This window comes from Noviherbaspirillum pedocola, assembly GCF_016632335.1.
Classification (GTDB): domain Bacteria; phylum Pseudomonadota; class Gammaproteobacteria; order Burkholderiales; family Burkholderiaceae_D; genus Noviherbaspirillum_A; species Noviherbaspirillum_A pedocola.
Genome location: NZ_JAEPBG010000001.1, coordinates 39,131 through 55,184, shown reverse-complemented (window position 1 = coordinate 55,184; position 16,054 = coordinate 39,131). Strand labels below are relative to the sequence as shown.

At 63.2% G+C, this 16,054-nt stretch carries 18 protein-coding genes; 13 read left to right on the top strand and 5 right to left on the bottom strand.

The features are described from left to right. Positions 1-36: 36 nt before the first annotated feature. Positions 37-963 (bottom strand): Hsp33 family molecular chaperone HslO, encoded by a 927-nt coding sequence (hslO, locus tag JJB74_RS00305; RefSeq protein WP_200589499.1) that lies wholly within the window; start codon positions 961-963, stop codon positions 37-39. After that, positions 960-1,487, bottom strand: a complete 528-nt coding sequence (locus JJB74_RS00300) for a gamma carbonic anhydrase family protein (RefSeq protein WP_200589496.1) — start codon at positions 1,485-1,487, stop codon at positions 960-962. The genes hslO and JJB74_RS00300 overlap by 4 nt, the downstream gene beginning before the upstream one ends. Positions 1,488-1,543: 56 nt before the next feature. Here JJB74_RS00300 and JJB74_RS00295 point away from each other — a divergent pair, with 56 nt between their 5' ends. Next, complete coding sequence (locus tag JJB74_RS00295) at positions 1,544-2,368, top strand: ferritin-like domain-containing protein (protein ID WP_200589494.1); 825 nt, start codon at positions 1,544-1,546, stop codon at positions 2,366-2,368. A gap of 68 nt (positions 2,369-2,436) precedes the next feature. Next, positions 2,437-2,712, top strand: coding sequence for a hypothetical protein (locus tag JJB74_RS00290; protein ID WP_200589493.1), 276 nt, complete (start codon positions 2,437-2,439; stop codon positions 2,710-2,712). 67 nt (positions 2,713-2,779) lie between these two features. On the opposite strand, the gene JJB74_RS00285 is transcribed toward JJB74_RS00290, so the two are convergent. After that, positions 2,780-4,447: an acyl-CoA synthetase gene (locus JJB74_RS00285; protein WP_200589491.1), complete on the bottom strand. Its 1,668-nt coding sequence runs from the start codon at positions 4,445-4,447 to the stop codon at positions 2,780-2,782. A gap of 143 nt (positions 4,448-4,590) precedes the next feature. Between JJB74_RS00285 and JJB74_RS00280 the strand changes: the two genes are divergently transcribed. The 10 genes from JJB74_RS00280 (at position 4,591) to JJB74_RS00235 (ending at position 13,626) form a co-directional block, all read left to right on the top strand. Further along, a complete protein-coding gene (locus tag JJB74_RS00280) occupies positions 4,591-5,472 on the top strand; it encodes an alpha/beta fold hydrolase (protein ID WP_200589490.1) in 882 nt (293 codons plus the stop codon). A gap of 76 nt (positions 5,473-5,548) precedes the next feature. Continuing rightward, positions 5,549-6,379, top strand: coding sequence for a 3',5'-nucleoside bisphosphate phosphatase (locus tag JJB74_RS00275; RefSeq protein ID WP_200589489.1), 831 nt, complete (start codon positions 5,549-5,551; stop codon positions 6,377-6,379). A gap of 128 nt (positions 6,380-6,507) precedes the next feature. Beyond that, positions 6,508-7,383 carry a protease HtpX gene (htpX, locus tag JJB74_RS00270; RefSeq protein WP_200589488.1) on the top strand — a complete coding sequence of 292 codons (876 nt, stop codon included), beginning with the start codon at positions 6,508-6,510 and terminating at the stop codon, positions 7,381-7,383. A 62-nt stretch (positions 7,384-7,445) separates the two neighbouring features. Next, the gene (locus JJB74_RS00265) at positions 7,446-8,069 is read left to right on the top strand and encodes an L-threonylcarbamoyladenylate synthase (RefSeq protein ID WP_200589487.1); all 624 of its coding nucleotides are present in this window, start codon (positions 7,446-7,448) and stop codon (positions 8,067-8,069) included. A gap of 46 nt (positions 8,070-8,115) precedes the next feature. Beyond that, the gene (locus JJB74_RS00260; protein WP_200589486.1) at positions 8,116-8,766 is read left to right on the top strand and encodes a site-2 protease family protein; all 651 of its coding nucleotides are present in this window, start codon (positions 8,116-8,118) and stop codon (positions 8,764-8,766) included. An 11-nt stretch (positions 8,767-8,777) separates the two neighbouring features. Further along, positions 8,778-9,980: a tryptophan--tRNA ligase gene (locus tag JJB74_RS00255; protein WP_200589485.1), complete on the top strand. Its 1,203-nt coding sequence runs from the start codon at positions 8,778-8,780 to the stop codon at positions 9,978-9,980. Then, the gene (locus JJB74_RS00250; protein WP_200589484.1) at positions 9,980-10,546 is read left to right on the top strand and encodes a class I SAM-dependent methyltransferase; all 567 of its coding nucleotides are present in this window, start codon (positions 9,980-9,982) and stop codon (positions 10,544-10,546) included. Before JJB74_RS00255 ends, JJB74_RS00250 begins: the two co-directional genes overlap by 1 nt. 95 nt (positions 10,547-10,641) lie before the next feature. Further along, positions 10,642-11,520 (top strand): 4-hydroxy-tetrahydrodipicolinate synthase, encoded by an 879-nt coding sequence (gene dapA / locus JJB74_RS00245; RefSeq protein WP_200589482.1) that lies wholly within the window; start codon positions 10,642-10,644, stop codon positions 11,518-11,520. Between the two features lie 32 nt (positions 11,521-11,552). Next, positions 11,553-12,833, top strand: a complete 1,281-nt coding sequence (gene bamC / locus JJB74_RS00240) for an outer membrane protein assembly factor BamC (protein WP_200589481.1) — start codon at positions 11,553-11,555, stop codon at positions 12,831-12,833. 13 nt (positions 12,834-12,846) lie between these two features. Further along, positions 12,847-13,626, top strand: a complete 780-nt coding sequence (locus JJB74_RS00235) for an MBL fold metallo-hydrolase (RefSeq protein WP_200589480.1) — start codon at positions 12,847-12,849, stop codon at positions 13,624-13,626. A 101-nt stretch (positions 13,627-13,727) separates the two neighbouring features. On the opposite strand, the gene JJB74_RS00230 is transcribed toward JJB74_RS00235, so the two are convergent. Further along, on the bottom strand, positions 13,728-14,054 hold the full coding sequence (locus JJB74_RS00230; RefSeq protein WP_200589479.1) for a hypothetical protein: 327 nt from the start codon (positions 14,052-14,054) through the stop codon (positions 13,728-13,730). Positions 14,055-14,269: 215 nt separating this feature from the next. Then, the gene (locus JJB74_RS00225) at positions 14,270-15,400 is read right to left on the bottom strand and encodes a cupin domain-containing protein (protein ID WP_200589478.1); all 1,131 of its coding nucleotides are present in this window, start codon (positions 15,398-15,400) and stop codon (positions 14,270-14,272) included. Between the two features lie 96 nt (positions 15,401-15,496). On the opposite strand from JJB74_RS00225, the gene JJB74_RS00220 reads away from it, so the two are divergent. Then, the gene (locus JJB74_RS00220) at positions 15,497-16,039 is read left to right on the top strand and encodes an FKBP-type peptidyl-prolyl cis-trans isomerase (protein ID WP_200589477.1); all 543 of its coding nucleotides are present in this window, start codon (positions 15,497-15,499) and stop codon (positions 16,037-16,039) included. The last annotated feature ends 15 nt before the right edge of the window (positions 16,040-16,054 follow it).

Here is a 16,054-nt window from a genome sequence, read left to right as displayed (position 1 = left end):
GGGCTGCGCCCACCCTACGGTTGTTTTACCGCTAACTCAATGCCGACTCGGCCCGGCTTCCTGCATCGCATCCACACTCGTGTCCGCCGCAAACAGTTGCGCGCAGTCCACGCGGTCGAAGTCGTAGTGCTGACCGCAGAAATCGCAGTCGATGGACAGGCTGCCCAACTCCTCCAGCGCCGATTCCACCTCATCCTGACCCAGCATGCGCAGCATGTTGCCCACGCGTTCCCGGTTGCAGCTGCAATGAAACTGCGGATGCACCGGGTCGAATACGCGGATGGTCTCTTCCCAGTACAGCCGGCGCATCAGCGTGGCGATATCGGTGCTGAGCATTTCATCGGTGCGCAGCGTCGAGGCCAGCATCACCGCGCGCTCCCAGGTTTCCGCGGCGGTTTCGCCGGAGACGCCTGATCCGCCCGTCAGCGGCAGTTTCTGCAGCAGCAGGCCGCGCGAGACGCTATCGTCCGAGGCCAGCCATAGCCGGGTGTCGAGCTGTTCCGAACGCAACATGTAGTTCTCGATCACCACCGCCACCGATTCGCCATCCAGCGGCACGATGCCCTGGTAAGGCTGCTGGCCCGGCAGCTTTTCCTTCGGATCCAGCGTGATGGCGAAGCGGCCGTTGCCGCCGGCGTTGACCAGCTGCGACAGCGATGCATTGTCCGGCACCACGGCGTCGGCGGCGATCTTCGCGGTGGCGCGCATCTGCAGCTCGGCATCGCACTCGACCACGAGCAGCCGCACCGGGCCATCGCCATGAATCTGCATCACGATTGCGCCATTGAATTTCAGGTTGGCCGACAGCAACGCTGCTGCCGCCATCATTTCGCCGAGCAGCGTGCGCACCGCGCGCGGATATTCGCGCCGCTGGAGCACCTGGCGCCAGGTGTCGGAAAGCTCGACGAGCTCGCCGCGCACCGCGGTATTTTCAAAAAGGAATTTCTGCAGGGTATCCGTCATTGATCGATTCGCTTGAGCTTGGCCCGGAAGTCGTGGGCCCGTTGCACGTAGGAGGCGCTGATTTCCGCCAGGCGCGCGACTTCTTCGTCGCTGAGCGTGCGCGCCAGTTTTGCCGGCGCACCCAGAATCAGCGAATTGTCGGGAAATTCCTTGCCCTCGGTAATCAGCGCGCCGGCGCCAACGAGGCAATTGCGGCCGATCTTCGCGTTATTCAAGATCACCGCCTGTATGCCGATCAGGCTGCCATCGCCGACGGAGCAGCCATGGATCATCGCCTGGTGGCCGATGGAGACGCCCTTGCCGAGCGTCAACGGCGAGCCGGGATCGGCATGCAGCACCGAGTTTTCCTGGATGTTGGTGTTCTCGCCTATCGTGATCTGTTCATTGTCGCCGCGTATCGTCACGCCGAACCAGACACTGGCATTCGCCTCCAGCCTTACCCGGCCGATGACGCTCGCGGTTTCCGTCACATACGCGCTGGAATGGATTTCGGGCGTCAGGTCGCCCAGCTGATAGATGGCCATAGGGATTGAGTAGAATGGTGAATTTTTTGGCAAGCCCGCATTGTAACGCTGCACCTATGACTTCACCGACGACCGAACATTCCATGCCCAGTGAATTGCGCCAGGCTGCGCTGTTCTGGCTTGCCGAGCGCAATCCCGCGGCAAAGGCCGCCGGCGTGACTGCGCTGCGGGAAGCCTGGCTGCAGGGCGGCATCGCCCTCATAGCCGACGCTTCCATTCCCGCGCCGTCCGGCATCCCGGGCCGGCCCGAGCGTCCGGAACTGGTGCCGCCGCTGGCGGTGGAGCGGCGCTCGATGGCAACAATCGAGGGCAGGGCAGCGCTGCTGCATGCGCTGGCGCACATCGAGTTCAATGCGATCAACCTGGCGCTGGACGCGGTCTGGCGCTTTCCCGGCATGCCGCAGGAGTACTACGCTGACTGGCTGAAGGTGGCGGCCGAGGAAGCGCTGCATTTCTCGCTGCTCGATGCGCACCTGCGCACGCTGGCCCATGCCTATGGCGACTTCAGCGCGCACAACAGCCTGTGGGACATGGCGCAAAAGACTGCCGAAGATGTCCTCGCGCGCATGGCGCTGGTGCCGCGCACGCTCGAGGCGCGCGGCCTGGACGCCTCGCCGCCGGTACGCGCGAAGCTGGCGCAGGCCGGCGATGTGACCGCAGCCGGCATCATCGACATCATCCTGCGCGACGAAATCGGCCATGTTGCCATCGGCAACCGCTGGTACGGCTGGCTGTGCCGCGAGCGCGGCCTGGAGCCTGTGGCGACCTATGCCGAACTGGCGCAGCGCTACCGGGCGCCGACCCTGCGCGGACCGTTCAACCTCGAAGCGCGCCGCGCCGCCGGATTCACCGAATTGGAGCTTGCGCAACTGAAGTGCTGAGGCCGCGGCTCGCTCACGACACGCCGCACTACACTTGGGACTTCATCAACATCCAACGGAGTCGGGACATGAGAACCACCATCACGCTCGCCTTCTGTCTGACGCTGGCAGCGCTGGCGGGTTGCGAGCGCAATACGCCGCCCGAGGCGAAGGGGCCGGCCGAGAAGGCGGGAGAGAAAATCGACCAGGCCGCGGCGAAGGCGGCGCAAGGCATCAACAACCTGGCGGACAAGGCCGGCTCGGGATTGCAGAAAGCCGGCGAAAACATGCAGAAGGAAGCCAAGGAAGCGCAGGCGAACAATGCCGCGCGCGACGCCCAGGCTTCCGGTCAGCCACAGAAATGAAGCGACACAAGCGCTGCGGCTGAACCCTGTCGTGAACACTTTTCGGGGTTCATGACAGCGCCTTGATTCACTGCTGCCGCTGCGCTTCCCTTTCCCGCAGCACACGCCGCTGCACCTTGCCGGTCGTGGTCATCGGCAAGGCTTCGAGAAATTCGATTTCTTTCGGATATTCATAGGGCGCGAGCTTGCCCCGCACATGCTGCTGCAGATCGGCGATCAGCGCGGCGTCGGCGTCGGGGCCGCGTTCCACGCCCGGCGCCAGCACGATGAACGCCTTCACCAGGTTGCCGCGCTCGGGATCGGGCCTGGGCACGACTGCGGCATTCTGCACCGCCGGGTGCTTGACCAGGCAATTCTCGATTTCCGCCGGGCCGATGCGATAGCCGGCAGCCTTGAACATGTCGTCAGCGCGGCCGCCGTACCAGAGATAACCGTCCGCGTCCGGCGTGGCCAGGTCGCCGGTGCGGCACCAGTCGCCGCTGAACTTGTTGCGCGTGGCTTCCTCATTGTTCCAGTAGCCGAGAAACAGCACCGGGTCCGGATGGCCATGGATGTCGGTGCGATGCAGCGCGACTTCGCCGAGTTCGCCCGGCGCGACCGGATTTCCTTCGTCGTCGATCACCGCCACGCGGTGCCCGGGATAGGGCCGACCCATGCTGCCCGGCTTGACCGGCCACTTGCCAGCGCTGTTGCCGACGATGTAATTCATCTCGGTCTGGCCGAACATTTCATTGATCGTCACCCCCAGCGCTTCCTGCGCCCACAGGATCACCGCGTCGCCGACCGATTCGCCGGCGCTCATGATCGCGCGCAGCCGCAAGCGATAGCGTTCGCGCGGCGCCGGCACTGACTTCATCATCATTTTCAGCGCGGTCGGAAACAGGAAAGTATTGGTCACGCCGTACTTCTCCATCAGCCGGAACGCCGTCTCCGGTACGAAGCGGCCGCGATAGCCGACGATCGGCATGCCGAAATACAGCGCCGGCAGCAGCGCATCCATCAAGCCGCCGGTCCAGGCCCAGTCGGCCGGCGACCAGAACACGTCGCTTTCCTGCGGAAACCAGTTCTGCGAAGCGACGAAGCCGGGCAGATTTCCGAGGATTGCCGACTGCGGCAACAGCGCGCCTTTCGGAGCGCCGGTGGTGCCGCTGGTGTAGATCAATATCGCCGGATCGCCCGCTCGCGTTGCCGCCGGCGCGAAGTCTTCCGGCGGCGCCATCAGCTCCACATGCCAGCTGATACCGGCGTCGCAATCGATGGCCAGCACCTCGCGCAAGGCCGGACATTGCGTCCGCGTCTCCATCAGACTCGCCGCGGCGGCATCGTCGACGATGGCGTAGGCGGCGCCACTGTCCTGCAATCGGTAAGCAAGCGCATCGGGGCCGAACAGGATCGACAGCGGCACCGCCACCGCGCCCAGCAGGTGGCAGGCGATATGCGCAATTGCGGTTTCCGGTCGCTGCGGCAGGATGATCGCAATACGGTCGCCACGCTGCGCGCCACGCCGTTGCAGCGCCGCCGCCAGCCGCGTGGCCTGTTCCTGGAGTTGCGTATAGCTCAGGGTGGAAGACGTGCCGGCATCGTCCTCGAACAATACGGCGATACGCTCGCCATCGGCGGCCCAGCGGCTGCAGCACATTGCGGCGATGTTGAAGTCGGGCGGCACTTCCCAGTGGAAATCGCCGTAAAGCCGGCCATACGTGTCTCGAAGCACATCCTTGCTGCTGACTGTCATGAGGTCTCCGTGATAATCTTCGAACGTTCGTTCTATTATTGGCCTGACAAGTCCTTCTGCTGTCATTGCTTGTCGGGCGCATTTATTCACTTTGCAAGTTGCGGGCATTATCGCTTGCACATGCCCCGTTAGCGAGACCAACGATGAAAGCTTCCCGTTCCGAATTCCTGTCCCTCCGCGGCCTGCGGTACCACATCCGGCACTGGGGGGAAGAGGGCGCGCCGAAGCTGTTCATGGTGCATGGCTGGATGGATGTATCAGCATCCTTTCAGTTCATGGTTGATTGCCTGCAGCGCGACTGGCATGTGATCGCCCCGGACTGGCGCGGCTTCGGCCTCACCGACAACAGCGGCAGCGATACCTACTGGTTCCCGGACTACATGGGCGACCTCGATGCCATCCTCGGGCATTACTCGCCCACGGAGCCGGTGAACCTGCTCGGTCACAGCATGGGCGGCAACGTCGTCACTACCTATGCCGGTGTGCGCAATGCGCGCATCGCGCGGCTGGTGAACCTGGAGGGCGTGGGCATGCCGGCGACCCGGCCGGAACAGGCGCCGCGCCGCTACGAGAAATGGCTGGATGAATTGCGCACGCCGCCGGTGTTGCGCACCTATGCGTCGCGCGCCGAGGTGGCGGCACGGCTGCAGAAGACCAATCCGCGCCTATCGGATGCGCGGGCCGATTTCCTGTCGCAGCACTGGTCGCGTGAAAGCGCGCCGGGCGTCTGGGAAATCCTCGGCGATCCGGCGCACAAGGGCATCAGCCCGCTGCTGTACCACGTCGAAGAAATCATGGCCTGCTGGAGCCGCATTGCCGCGCCGACGCTGTACCTGGAAGCCGAGGACACCGACCTGTGGCGCTGGATGGGCAAGCGCGAAGAAGCGCGCGGCGAGATCGACAGGCGCATCGCCACGATTCCGCAGGTGAGCACGCGCATGATTCCGGATGCCGGCCACATGCTGCACCATGACCAGCCGGAAATGCTGGCCGAAATCATCGAAGGCTTCCTGCTTGCGTCATAGGAAGGCGGGATTGCAAGGCAGCGCCCGTGCGGCGAGCGTACAATCCGGCTTTGCATCCCCTCGGTCTTTGCGCCCCATGCTCAACTACGATCTGCACTGTCATTCCAATGTTTCCGACGGCGTACTCGCGCCGGCTTCGGTCGCAGCGCGCGCAAAGTCGCGTGGCGTCGATGTGTGGGCGCTGACCGATCATGATGAAGTCGGCGGCATCGCGGAAGCACGGCAGGCGGCGCGCTCGGCCGGACTAGACTTCGTGCCCGGCGTCGAGATCTCCATCACCTGGGCCGGGCAGACGGTGCACATCGTTGGCCTGCAGATCGATGAAACCAATCCGGTGCTGCGCCAGGGCCTGGAAGACACGCGTTCCGGCCGCGAACGCCGCGCAAAGGAAATCGGCGAGCAGCTCGCCGCGGTCGGCATCCCGGATGCCTTCGAAGGCGCGCTGCAATACGCCGGCAATCCCGATCTCATCTCCCGCACCCATTTCGCCCGCTACATCATTCAGCGCGGCGTTTGCCGTGATGTGGCCTCGGTGTTCCGCAATTACCTGACCGAGGGCAAGCCTGGCTATGTGCCGCACCGCTGGGCGTCGCTCAAGCAATCGGTGGAGTGGATACGCGCGGCGGGCGGCATACCGGTGATTGCTCACCCGGGTCGATACAACTATGACGACACGGCCTACGATGCGCTGTTTTCCGAGTTCAAGGATCTTGGCGGGCGCGCCATCGAAGTCGTCACCGGCAGCCATACCGTGGACCAGTACGAGGAATATGCGAAGGTCGCGAAGCGCTACGGCTTCCTGGCCTCACGCGGCTCGGATTTCCACGGGCCCGGCGAATCGCGTGTCGACCTGGGCGACCTGCCGCCGCTGCCGTCCGGCCTGACGCCGGTCTGGCATGACTGGTGACCCCATCGTTTCATGATGTTGCCTTGCTGTGCTTCTTGAAGCGCGCGGCCCTCGGCCGCATATGTGGCTCGTATTTCGGACGCCGCTTTCGAATGCCGTCCTGAAAGCACCTCTGGGGAGATCTCGCAATGAAACGCCTTTTCCTGTTCCTGGCGACCAATATCGCGGTCATCGCGGTCATGTCGATCGTGCTGTCGTTATTGGGTGTAAATCGCTTTCTGGCGGGCAGCGGGCTGAACCTGCCGGCGCTGATGGTGTTTTCGCTGGTGGTCGGCTTCACCGGCTCGATCTTTTCGCTGCTGATTTCCAAGCCGATGGCGAAATGGTCCACCGGCGCTCAGGTCATCGATGCGCCTTCCAATTCCACCGAGCTGTGGCTGCTCGATACCGTCAGGAAGCTTGCCGATCGCGCTGGCATTGCGATGCCGGAAGTGGCCGTCTATGAAGGTGAACCGAATGCCTTCGCCACCGGCGCGTTCAAGAACTCGGCGCTGGTCGCGGTGTCCACCGGGCTATTGCAGGGCATGACGCGCGACGAAGTCGAAGCGGTGCTCGGGCACGAGATCGCGCACGTGGCCAATGGCGACATGGTGACCATGACGCTGATCCAGGGCGTGGTGAATACCTTCGTAGTGTTTCTGTCCCGGGTGGTTGGCTATGTCGTGGACCGCGCGATCTCGCGCGACAACAACAGCTCGCCCGGCATCGGCTACATGGTGACGGTGATGGTGTGCCAGATCGTCTTCGGCATCGCCGCTTCGCTGATCGTGGCATGGTTTTCAAGGCATCGCGAATTCCGCGCCGACGCCGGTTCGGCCAAGCTGCTCGGCGGCCCTCAGCCCATGGTCAAGGCGCTGGCGCGGCTGGGCGGCATAGAACCGAGCCATCTGCCGGAATCGGTGGCCACGCTAGGCATTCATGACAAGCCCGGTTTTCTCGACCTGTTTTCCACCCACCCGCCGATCGAGCAGCGCATCGCGGCGCTGCGCGAGATGCGTTATTGACAGGGATTTCAACTGAACCGAACCCGACATGGCGGCGGCCAGCGGCTTCCGCCTTTTTTTCGATGAGCCAATTCTTCCAGATCCATCCTGAAAATCCGCAGCCGCGGCTGATCAAGCAGGCGGCGCAGATCCTGCAGTCCGGCGGCATCGGCGCCATACCCACCGACGCCTGCTATGCGCTTGTCGCGCGCCTGGACGACAAGGCTGCGGCCGACCGGCTGCGGCGCATCCGCGGCGTCGATGAGAAGCACCACATGACGCTGCTGTGCCACTCGCTGTCGGAGATCGCTACCTATGCCCAGGTCGACAACGGGCAATACCGGATGCTGAAGGCGGCTACTCCCGGTCCCTATACCTTCATCCTGGAAGCGACCCGGGAAGTGCCGCGCCGGCTGTCGCATCCGTCGCGCAAGACTATCGGCCTGCGCCTGCCGCAGAACCCGATCGCCCAGGCGCTGCTCGAGGAACTCGGGCAGCCGCTGCTGGGCATGACGCTGATGCTGCCGGACGATGAGCATCCGCTCTCGGATGTCGAGGAAATCCGCGCCCGGCTGGACCGCCAGATCGAGTTGATCATCGACGGCGGCGCCGGCGCGCTCGAGCCGACCACGGTGATCGATCTGACCGGTCCGGAACCCTCGCTGATCCGCCAGGGCCTGGGCGACGCCGCGCCCTTCGGCCTGTGAGCCGGGGCCGGCTGTCGCCCTGAATCGCTCTGCTAGAATGCCGCCGATGAACTCCATCCAAACCTTTGCCGTCTACGCGCTTCCCATCCTGTTCGCCATTACGCTGCATGAAGCGGCGCATGCCTATGCGGCGCGCTATTTCGGCGACAACACCGCGTATGCGCAGGGGCGCATGAGCCTGAACCCGGCGCGGCATATCGATCCGGTTGGCACGCTGCTGATTCCGATCGTGCTGTTCTTCGTCGGCAGTCCCTTCCTGTTCGGCTATGCCAAGCCGGTGCCTATCGAATATCGCAACCTGCGTCACCCGAAGCGGGACATGGCCTGGGTGGCGCTGGCCGGTCCGGCGGCGAATCTGTTCATGGCGCTGTTGTGGATGCTGTTCACCGTGGCGCTGTCCGCGGCAAATTCACACGAGGAATTCTTCTTTCGCATGGGACAGGCCGGCGTGCTGACCAATCTCGTGATCTTCGCCTTCAACCTGTTCCCGGTGCCGCCGCTGGACGGCGGCCGCATCCTCACCAGCGCGCTGCCGAACCGCGCCGCCTACAAGTTCGCGCAGCTGGAAGCCTATGGCTTCGTCATCGTGCTGGCGCTGGCCATGCTCGGCTTCCTGAAATACTGGATGGCGCCGGTGATGGCGGTGGCCAACGCCGGGCTGCTGCTGCTGATTTCCCCCCTGACCCATTTACTCTGAGCTGAATCACCATGTACCCAGACCGCGTAGTCTCCGGCATGCGCCCGACCGGCGTGATGCATCTTGGCCATTACCATGGCGCCCTGAAGAACTGGGTTCGCTTGCAGTCCGAGCACCAGTGCCTGTTCTTCGTGGCCGACTGGCATGCGCTGACCACGCACTATGACGATCCGAGCATCATCGAAACCAGCACCTGGGACATGGTCATCGACTGGCTCGCGGCGGGCATCGATCCGTCGCAGGCCACGCTGTTCATCCAGTCCAAGGTGCCCGAGCATGCCGAGCTGCATCTGCTGCTGTCGATGGCCACGCCGCTGGGCTGGCTCGAACGGGTGCCGACTTACAAGGACCAGCAGGAAAAGCTGGCCGACCGCGACCTGGCCACTTACGGCTTTCTCGGCTATCCGCTGCTGCAGGCGGCCGACGTGCTGATCTACCGCGCCAGCATGGTGCCGGTCGGTGAAGATCAGGTGCCGCACGTGGAAATGATGCGCGAGCTGGCGCGTCGCTTTAACCACCTGTACGGCAAGGAAAAGGATTTCGAGGAAAAGGCGCGCGAGGCGGTCAAGAAGCTCGGCGGCAAGCGTTCCCGGCTGTACAACGAGCTGCGCACCGAGTTCCAGGAGAAGGGCAGCGCCGATGCGCTCGAACAGGCGCGTGCGATGCTGGATGATGCGCAGAACCTGTCGATGAGCGATCGCGAGCGCCTGTTCGGCTATCTCGAAGGTAGCCGCAAGCTGATCTTGGTGGAGCCGCAGGCGATGCTGACCGAGGCATCGCGTCTACCCGGCCTGGATGGCCAGAAGATGTCCAAGAGCTACGGTAATGCGATCGGCCTGCGCGAAGACCGGGAATCGGTCACGAAGAAAATTCGCACCATGCCGACCGATCCGGCGCGGGTGCGCCGCACCGATCCGGGTGAGCCGGAGCGCTGCCCGGTGTGGCAATTGCACAAGGTCTACTCGGACGAGCCGACCAGGGAATGGGTGCAGAAGGGTTGCCGCAGCGCGGGCATCGGCTGCCTCGAATGCAAGCAGCCGATCGTCGACGCGGTGCTGAAGGAACAGGAACCGATGCGCGAGCGCGCGCAGCAATACCTGGATGATCCTTCGCTGGTGCGCGCGATCATCGCCGACGGTTGCGACGTGGCCCGCAAGATGGCCCAGGAAACGATGCGCGATGTGCGCGAAGTCATGGGCCTGTCTTACAGCTGATGAGCGCAACCCTGCCTCATGCGCCGCTTGCCGCGCCTTCGTCCTGGGTACGGCGCTTCGCGGCGCAGATTCCTCCGGGCGAAGTTCTGGATCTGGCCTGCGGCGGCGGACGGCATGCGCGTCTCCTGGCCGCGCTCGGGCATCCGGTGCTGGCGGTGGATCGCGACCCGCAAGCGCTGGCTGCCTGCGTAGCGGATGGCATCAATACTGAATCGCGTGACCTGGAGGATGGTTCGCCCTGGCCCTACGCGGCAGGGCGCTTCGCCGGCATCGTGGTCACGAACTATCTGCATCGGCCCCTGTTTCCGGCGCTGTTCGACAGCCTGGCGCCGGGCGGCGTGCTGATCTATGAAACCTTTGCGCTCGGCAACGAGCGCTACGGCAAGCCTTCGAATCCGGCATTCCTGCTTCGGCCTGGCGAACTGCTGGAGCTTGCGGCGCTGCGGTCCGAACGGCTGCGCATCGTTGCCTACGAAGACGGTCTTGTCGACGAGCCGAAGCCGGCGCGCTTGCAGCGTATCTGCCTGCTTGCCGTTGGAACAGACGAGGCAGCACTGAAGCTCTAGCAATCCGTGCGGGAAGGGCCCGGCATGCGCGGTATCGTGTGACCGAGCTATCCGCTACAATCGACGCTTTATTTTATTTTCCGCAGACCATCATCATGATCCAGGGCAGCATCGTAGCCATTGTCACTCCCATGCATCCGGACGGCAGCCTCGACCTGCCTGGACTGCGCAAGCTGATCGATTGGCATATCGCCGAAGGCACCGACGGCATTGTCATCGTTGGCACTACCGGCGAGTCGCCGACGGTATCGGTCGAAGAACATTGCGAGCTGATCCGCATCACGGTCGAGCATGCGGCAAAACGCATCCCCATCATTGCCGGCACCGGCGGCAATTCCACCTCTGAAGCCATCGAATTGACCGAATACGCGAAGCGTGTCGGCGCCGACGCTTCGCTGCAGGTGGTTCCCTACTACAACCGCCCGACCCAGGAAGGCATGTACCGTCACTTCCGCAAGATTGCGGAATCGGTCGATCTGCCGGTCATCCTGTACAACGTGCCGGGCCGCACCGTGGCCGATATGGCCAATGAGACCGTGCTGCGTCTGGCCGAGGTGCCGGGCATCGTCGGCGTGAAGGAAGCGACAGGCAACATCGGCCGAAATACCGATCTCATCCGCCTGGCGCCTGCCGATTTCGCGGTGTATTCCGGTGACGATCCGACCGCAATGGCGCTGATGTTCTGTGGCGGCAAGGGCAATATCTCGGTTACCGCCAATGTGGCGCCGCGCGCGATGCACGAGCTGTGCGTGGCGGCCATGAACGGCAATGTGGCCGAAGCGGTGCGCATCAACAATCGGATGCTGCCCTTGCATAACAAGCTCTTCGTCGAACCGAACCCTGTCCCGGTGAAGTGGGCAATGGCCGAAATGGGCCTGATCGAGCACGGCTTGCGCCTGCCGCTGGCGCCGCTGGCGGAAAGCCTCCATGACACGGTCCGCGCAGCACTGCGCGAATCCGGCCTGATGCAGTGAGCCACGCACCCATGTATCCCGATTCCCCAGATATGACAAACCGGAAATCCTCCTCCAGAACGCAACGCGCCCATGCACAACGTGGCGCCAACCAGGCAGTGCTGCGCGGCCTGACCGCCGCGGCGCTCATCTCCGGCCTCGCCGGCTGCGGCTCCATCAATTCCTCTTTCGGCACGCTGCTCGAGCCGGAGCGCATCGACTACAAGAGCGCGGCAAGCGCGAGCAAGCGCGGCGCGAATCTCGAAGTGCCGCCGGATCTGACCCAAGTGCAGCGCGACAACCGCTATGCGCTTCCCGACGCCAATCGCGGCGTGGCCACCGCATCCAGCTTCAATCAGCAGCGCCAGGACGCCACGGCGCCGGTGGCCGCCGGCAGCGTGGCACCGAACGCCATCGGCGGCGCGCCGGCTGTTGCCGCGTCGACCGGTGCCGCAGTGGCCCCTGCCGCGCTTGCCGATGTGCGCGTCGAGCGCGACGGTAGTCAGCGCTGGCTCGTGGTGAAGCAGCCGCCGGAAGCACTCTGGCAGCCGATCCACGATTTCTGGCAGGACAATGGCTTCCTGATCGCCTATGAAAACCAGGAAGCGGGCGTGATGGAAACCGATTGGGCGGAAAACCGCGCGAAGATACCGCAGGATTTCATTCGCAATACGATCGGCAAGGTGTTCGATTCGCTTTACTCGACCGGTGAGCGCGACAAGTTCCGCACCCGCCTCGAGCGCGGCCCCGATGGCACGACCGAGATCTACATCAGCCATCGCGGCGCGGAAGAAGTGCTGACCGGCCTGGAGAAGGAACGCACCGTGTGGACGCCGCGTCCTGCCGATCCGGGCCTGGAGGCGGAATTCCTGTCGCGCCTGATGGCGCGCCTGGGCGCCACCGATGCGCCGAAGGCCAAGGTGGCCGTCGTGCAGGCGCCGATCGAAGCCTCGCGCGCGAAGCTGGTGCGCGAAGGCGGCACGGCGATGGTCCGGGTGGACGAGTCCTTTGATCGGGCCTGGCGTCGCGTCGGTCTGGCGCTCGATCGGGTCGGCTTCACTGTCGAAGATCGCGATCGCTCGCAGGGCCTGTACTTCGTGCGCTATATCGACCAGGACAAGGATGCGGATAGCAAGGTTGCCGACAAGGGTTTCTTCTCGCGCCTGTTCTCCAGCTCGAAGAAAGATGCCGCCAAGGGCGCGCAGCGCTATCGCATCGCGGTGAAGCCGTCCGGCAGCATCAGCGAAGTCAGCGTGCTCAATGGCGATGGCGCGCCGGAGACCTCGAAAACCGGCGATCGCATCCTGACTCTGCTCACCGAGCAATTGAAGTAGGAGCGGTCCTGCGTTGAGGTTCGCCAGTCTGGGCAGCGGTAGCGAAGGCAATGCGCTGCTCATTTCCACGCATTCGGGTACGACCCGAACCACAGTCATGCTGGATTGCGGATTCGGCATACGCGAAACCGAGCGCCGCCTGGGCCGGCTCGGCATCGCGCCTTCCGAGCTGTCCGGCATCATCGTCACCCATGAGCACAAGGACCATGTCGGCGGCGTGTTCAAGTTCGCGCGCCGTCATCGTGTGCCGGTATGGCTGACCCATGGCACCTTGCGCGCGGTAAGCCGCGACAGCCACGACGTCGATATCCACCTCTGCCGCGACGGCGATCGCTTTGCGATTGGCGACCTGGAACTCGCTCCCTACACCGTGCCGCATGATGCGCGCGAGCCGGTGCAGTATGTCGCCAGCGATGGCGCGCTGCGCCTTGGCGTGCTGACCGATGCCGGGCAGTCGACGCCGCATCTCGTCGGTGCGCTGGCGGCGTGCGATGCGCTGGTGCTCGAGTGCAACCACGATCGCGAGATGCTCGCGAATTCCTCTTATCCGTATTCGTTGAAGATGCGTATCGGCGGCGCTTACGGTCACCTGTCCAATGACACCGCTGCCGAGATTTTGTCGGCGCTGGATCGCTCACGCTTGTCCCGGCTGGTCGGTGCGCATTTGAGCCAGCAGAACAATACGCCGGAGTTGGCGCGTCAGGCGCTCGAATCGGTGCTCACTGGCGAATCCACGGAAATCATGATCGCTTGCCAGGAAGAGGGCTTCGGCTGGGTTGACGTGGCTGCCTGAAGAACGCCAAGCGCGTCATTCCTCGTTTCTCATTGCCCCCGTCGCCGGATTGCAGGCGAAAAAAAACCGGCCTTTCGGCCGGTTTCAATACGTGTTGCTGATTACTTCGAAGCCGGAGCAGCAGGCTGGGCAGCGGAATCAGCAGCCTTGTTCGCGTCAGCGGCAGCCTTGTTGGCATCAGCAGCGGCTTGGTTCGCGGAGTCAGCAGCCTTGTTGGCGTCAGCAGCTGCAGCAGCCGGAGCTGCGGAATCGGCAGGCTTGCTGGCGTCAGCAGCCGGGGCAGCCGGAGCGGCAGGGGTTGCAGCCGGAGCGGCGGATTCCGGAGCGGTCGCAGCCGGAGCAGCGGCAGGAGCAGCTTCTTCTTTCTTGCTGCAAGCGGTCAGGGCAACGGCGGCCAGCAGGGACGCGATCAACAACGATTTTTTCATGAGGTTTCCTCTAGTAGATTTTGATGGTAATGCGATGTGTGGTTACCGGGGTATCGCTCTGCAAGGTGCTTTGCCCGTCGCGCGCATGATGCAGTGCGCCAAGCAGAAGCGTCCTAACCCGCGATTATATCGGAATCGATTTGGCATTGGGACAAGGGTATTGCATGAATGCAATCAAACGTGCAGTCATTTGCTGACTTTTGTGTAACAGGATTTTACGAGTGCACATCGATGTTCACCCAACCGTCGCAATACCAGGCATAGAGCGCCTCGCGTACGTCCTCGGAACTGGCGGCAATTTCTTCACTGGAAAGCTTTCGTTCGTTTGCCAGAGCGAGCAGTGCCTTGCGGTCAGCAGATCGGATCATGAAGGAAGCGCCGTTGATGAACAGATGCTTGCCGCTGTACAGCATCTGCGTCTTGCGCGACAGCCTCACGCCGCGCCGGGTCGCCTGCTGCTGAAAACGGCCAGCCGTGATCGGCGCATCGGGCGCATCGAACATCACGCCCGGTTTCGGTTCCGACAGGTATTCACCGAGGAAGATCGCAATGTCATCTTCGGTGAAGCGTATCTTTTCCAGTTCGGCAGCCAGGGCAGAGAGCATCGGCTTGCCGATCTCGGCGGGACGCTTCGTCGGTGTCAGATCCGGATCGGCATAGCGGCCAGGCAGTTCGACGCTATCCGCCATGAATTGCAGGAAGGCCTCGGCGATTTCCTGATGGGACGGCGCGCGAAAACCTATGGAATAGGTCATGCACTCGCCGATGGCCGTGCCCTCGTGCGCATAATGCGGCGGTAAGTACAGCATGTCGCCTGGCTCCAGCACGAATTCCTCCTCGGGCGTGAAATTCTGCAGAATCTTTAGCGGCATGCCTTCGACGATGCTCAGGTCTTTTTGTGCGCCGATGCGCCAGCGTCGCTGTCCATGCGCCTGCAGCAGGAAGACGTCATAGGAGTCGAAATGCGGCCCGACACCGCCGCCTTCGCTGGCATAGCTGATCATCAGATCATCCAGGCGCGCGTCCGGGAGAAAGCGGAAGCGGCGTAGCAAGGCGTCGGCGGCATCGTCATGCAGATTCACGCCCTGCACGAGCAGGGTCCATTCCTTCTGGTTCGGCGTCGGCAACGACAATTGCGGGCCGGAATGCATTTTCCATTGCTTGCGGAAATGCGTGATCAGCCGCGACTCGACATCCTCGCGCGCGGCCAATGCAAATAATTCATCACGTGACAGCAGAGCCCGGAAACCTGGAATCGCCTGACGAATCAAAAGGGGTTTCTTGTGCCAGTATTCGCGCAAAAAGCGCTCGGGCGTGATATCGCCCAGACATGTCAAATTTTTCATCCCGGTATTATCGCGGAAACCCATGGGGCAGGGTGGCGGAAAGTCGGGGACATGCGCCGCGTATAATCGCGCTCACATCAACTGAAAGGAAGTGCCATGCAAACCGCCAAAGACACTGTTGTTACCGTCAACTACAAGCTCTCGGATGCACAGGGCAACTTGATCGAGGAAAGCAGCGAACCCATGGTGTATCTGCATGGCGGTTACGAGAACACGCTTCCGGCCATCGAGCGTGCCCTTGACGGCCAGCAGCCGGGTTACAAAACCCGCATCCAGGTCGAGCCCGAGGAAGCCTTTGGCGAATACGATGCCGACCTGGTCAAGGTTGAGCCGCGCAATCGCTTCCCGGCCGATACGCAGGTCGGCATGCAATTCGAAGGCGTGCCCGACAACGGCTCGGATGGGGAAGCGATGATTTTCACCGTCACCGATATCGCTGACGACAAGGTCGTCCTGGATGGCAATCACCCACTGGCCGGCATGGCGCTGCGCTTTGATCTGGACCTCGTGGATGTGCGTGCGGCAACGCCCGAGGAAGTCGCGCATGGCCACGTACATGGCGCGCACGGCCATCATCATGGCGACGATGACGACTTCGGTGACGAAGGCGATCAGTTCCGCACCGTACCGCTGCAGTAAGCCGGCAATTTCAGG

Coding starts and splice junctions, on each gene's coding strand:
- JJB74_RS00265 (WP_200589487.1), top strand. CDS start 7,446: ATGAGCCAATTCTTCCAGATCCATCCTGAAAATCCGCAGCCGCGGCTG.
- JJB74_RS00250 (WP_200589484.1), top strand. CDS start 9,980: ATGAGCGCAACCCTGCCTCATGCGCCGCTTGCCGCGCCTTCGTCCTGG.
- bamC (WP_200589481.1), top strand. CDS start 11,553: ATGACAAACCGGAAATCCTCCTCCAGAACGCAACGCGCCCATGCACAA.
- JJB74_RS00280 (WP_200589490.1), top strand. CDS start 4,591: ATGAAAGCTTCCCGTTCCGAATTCCTGTCCCTCCGCGGCCTGCGGTAC.
- JJB74_RS00230 (WP_200589479.1), bottom strand. CDS start 14,054: ATGAAAAAATCGTTGTTGATCGCGTCCCTGCTGGCCGCCGTTGCCCTG.
- JJB74_RS00260 (WP_200589486.1), top strand. CDS start 8,116: ATGAACTCCATCCAAACCTTTGCCGTCTACGCGCTTCCCATCCTGTTC.
- htpX (WP_200589488.1), top strand. CDS start 6,508: ATGAAACGCCTTTTCCTGTTCCTGGCGACCAATATCGCGGTCATCGCG.
- JJB74_RS00225 (WP_200589478.1), bottom strand. CDS start 15,400: ATGAAAAATTTGACATGTCTGGGCGATATCACGCCCGAGCGCTTTTTG.
- JJB74_RS00255 (WP_200589485.1), top strand. CDS start 8,778: ATGTACCCAGACCGCGTAGTCTCCGGCATGCGCCCGACCGGCGTGATG.
- JJB74_RS00290 (WP_200589493.1), top strand. CDS start 2,437: ATGAGAACCACCATCACGCTCGCCTTCTGTCTGACGCTGGCAGCGCTG.
- JJB74_RS00300 (WP_200589496.1), bottom strand. CDS start 1,487: ATGGCCATCTATCAGCTGGGCGACCTGACGCCCGAAATCCATTCCAGC.
- hslO (WP_200589499.1), bottom strand. CDS start 963: ATGACGGATACCCTGCAGAAATTCCTTTTTGAAAATACCGCGGTGCGC.
- JJB74_RS00220 (WP_200589477.1), top strand. CDS start 15,497: ATGCAAACCGCCAAAGACACTGTTGTTACCGTCAACTACAAGCTCTCG.
- dapA (WP_200589482.1), top strand. CDS start 10,642: ATGATCCAGGGCAGCATCGTAGCCATTGTCACTCCCATGCATCCGGAC.
- JJB74_RS00275 (WP_200589489.1), top strand. CDS start 5,549: ATGCTCAACTACGATCTGCACTGTCATTCCAATGTTTCCGACGGCGTA.
- JJB74_RS00295 (WP_200589494.1), top strand. CDS start 1,544: ATGACTTCACCGACGACCGAACATTCCATGCCCAGTGAATTGCGCCAG.
- JJB74_RS00285 (WP_200589491.1), bottom strand. CDS start 4,447: ATGACAGTCAGCAGCAAGGATGTGCTTCGAGACACGTATGGCCGGCTT.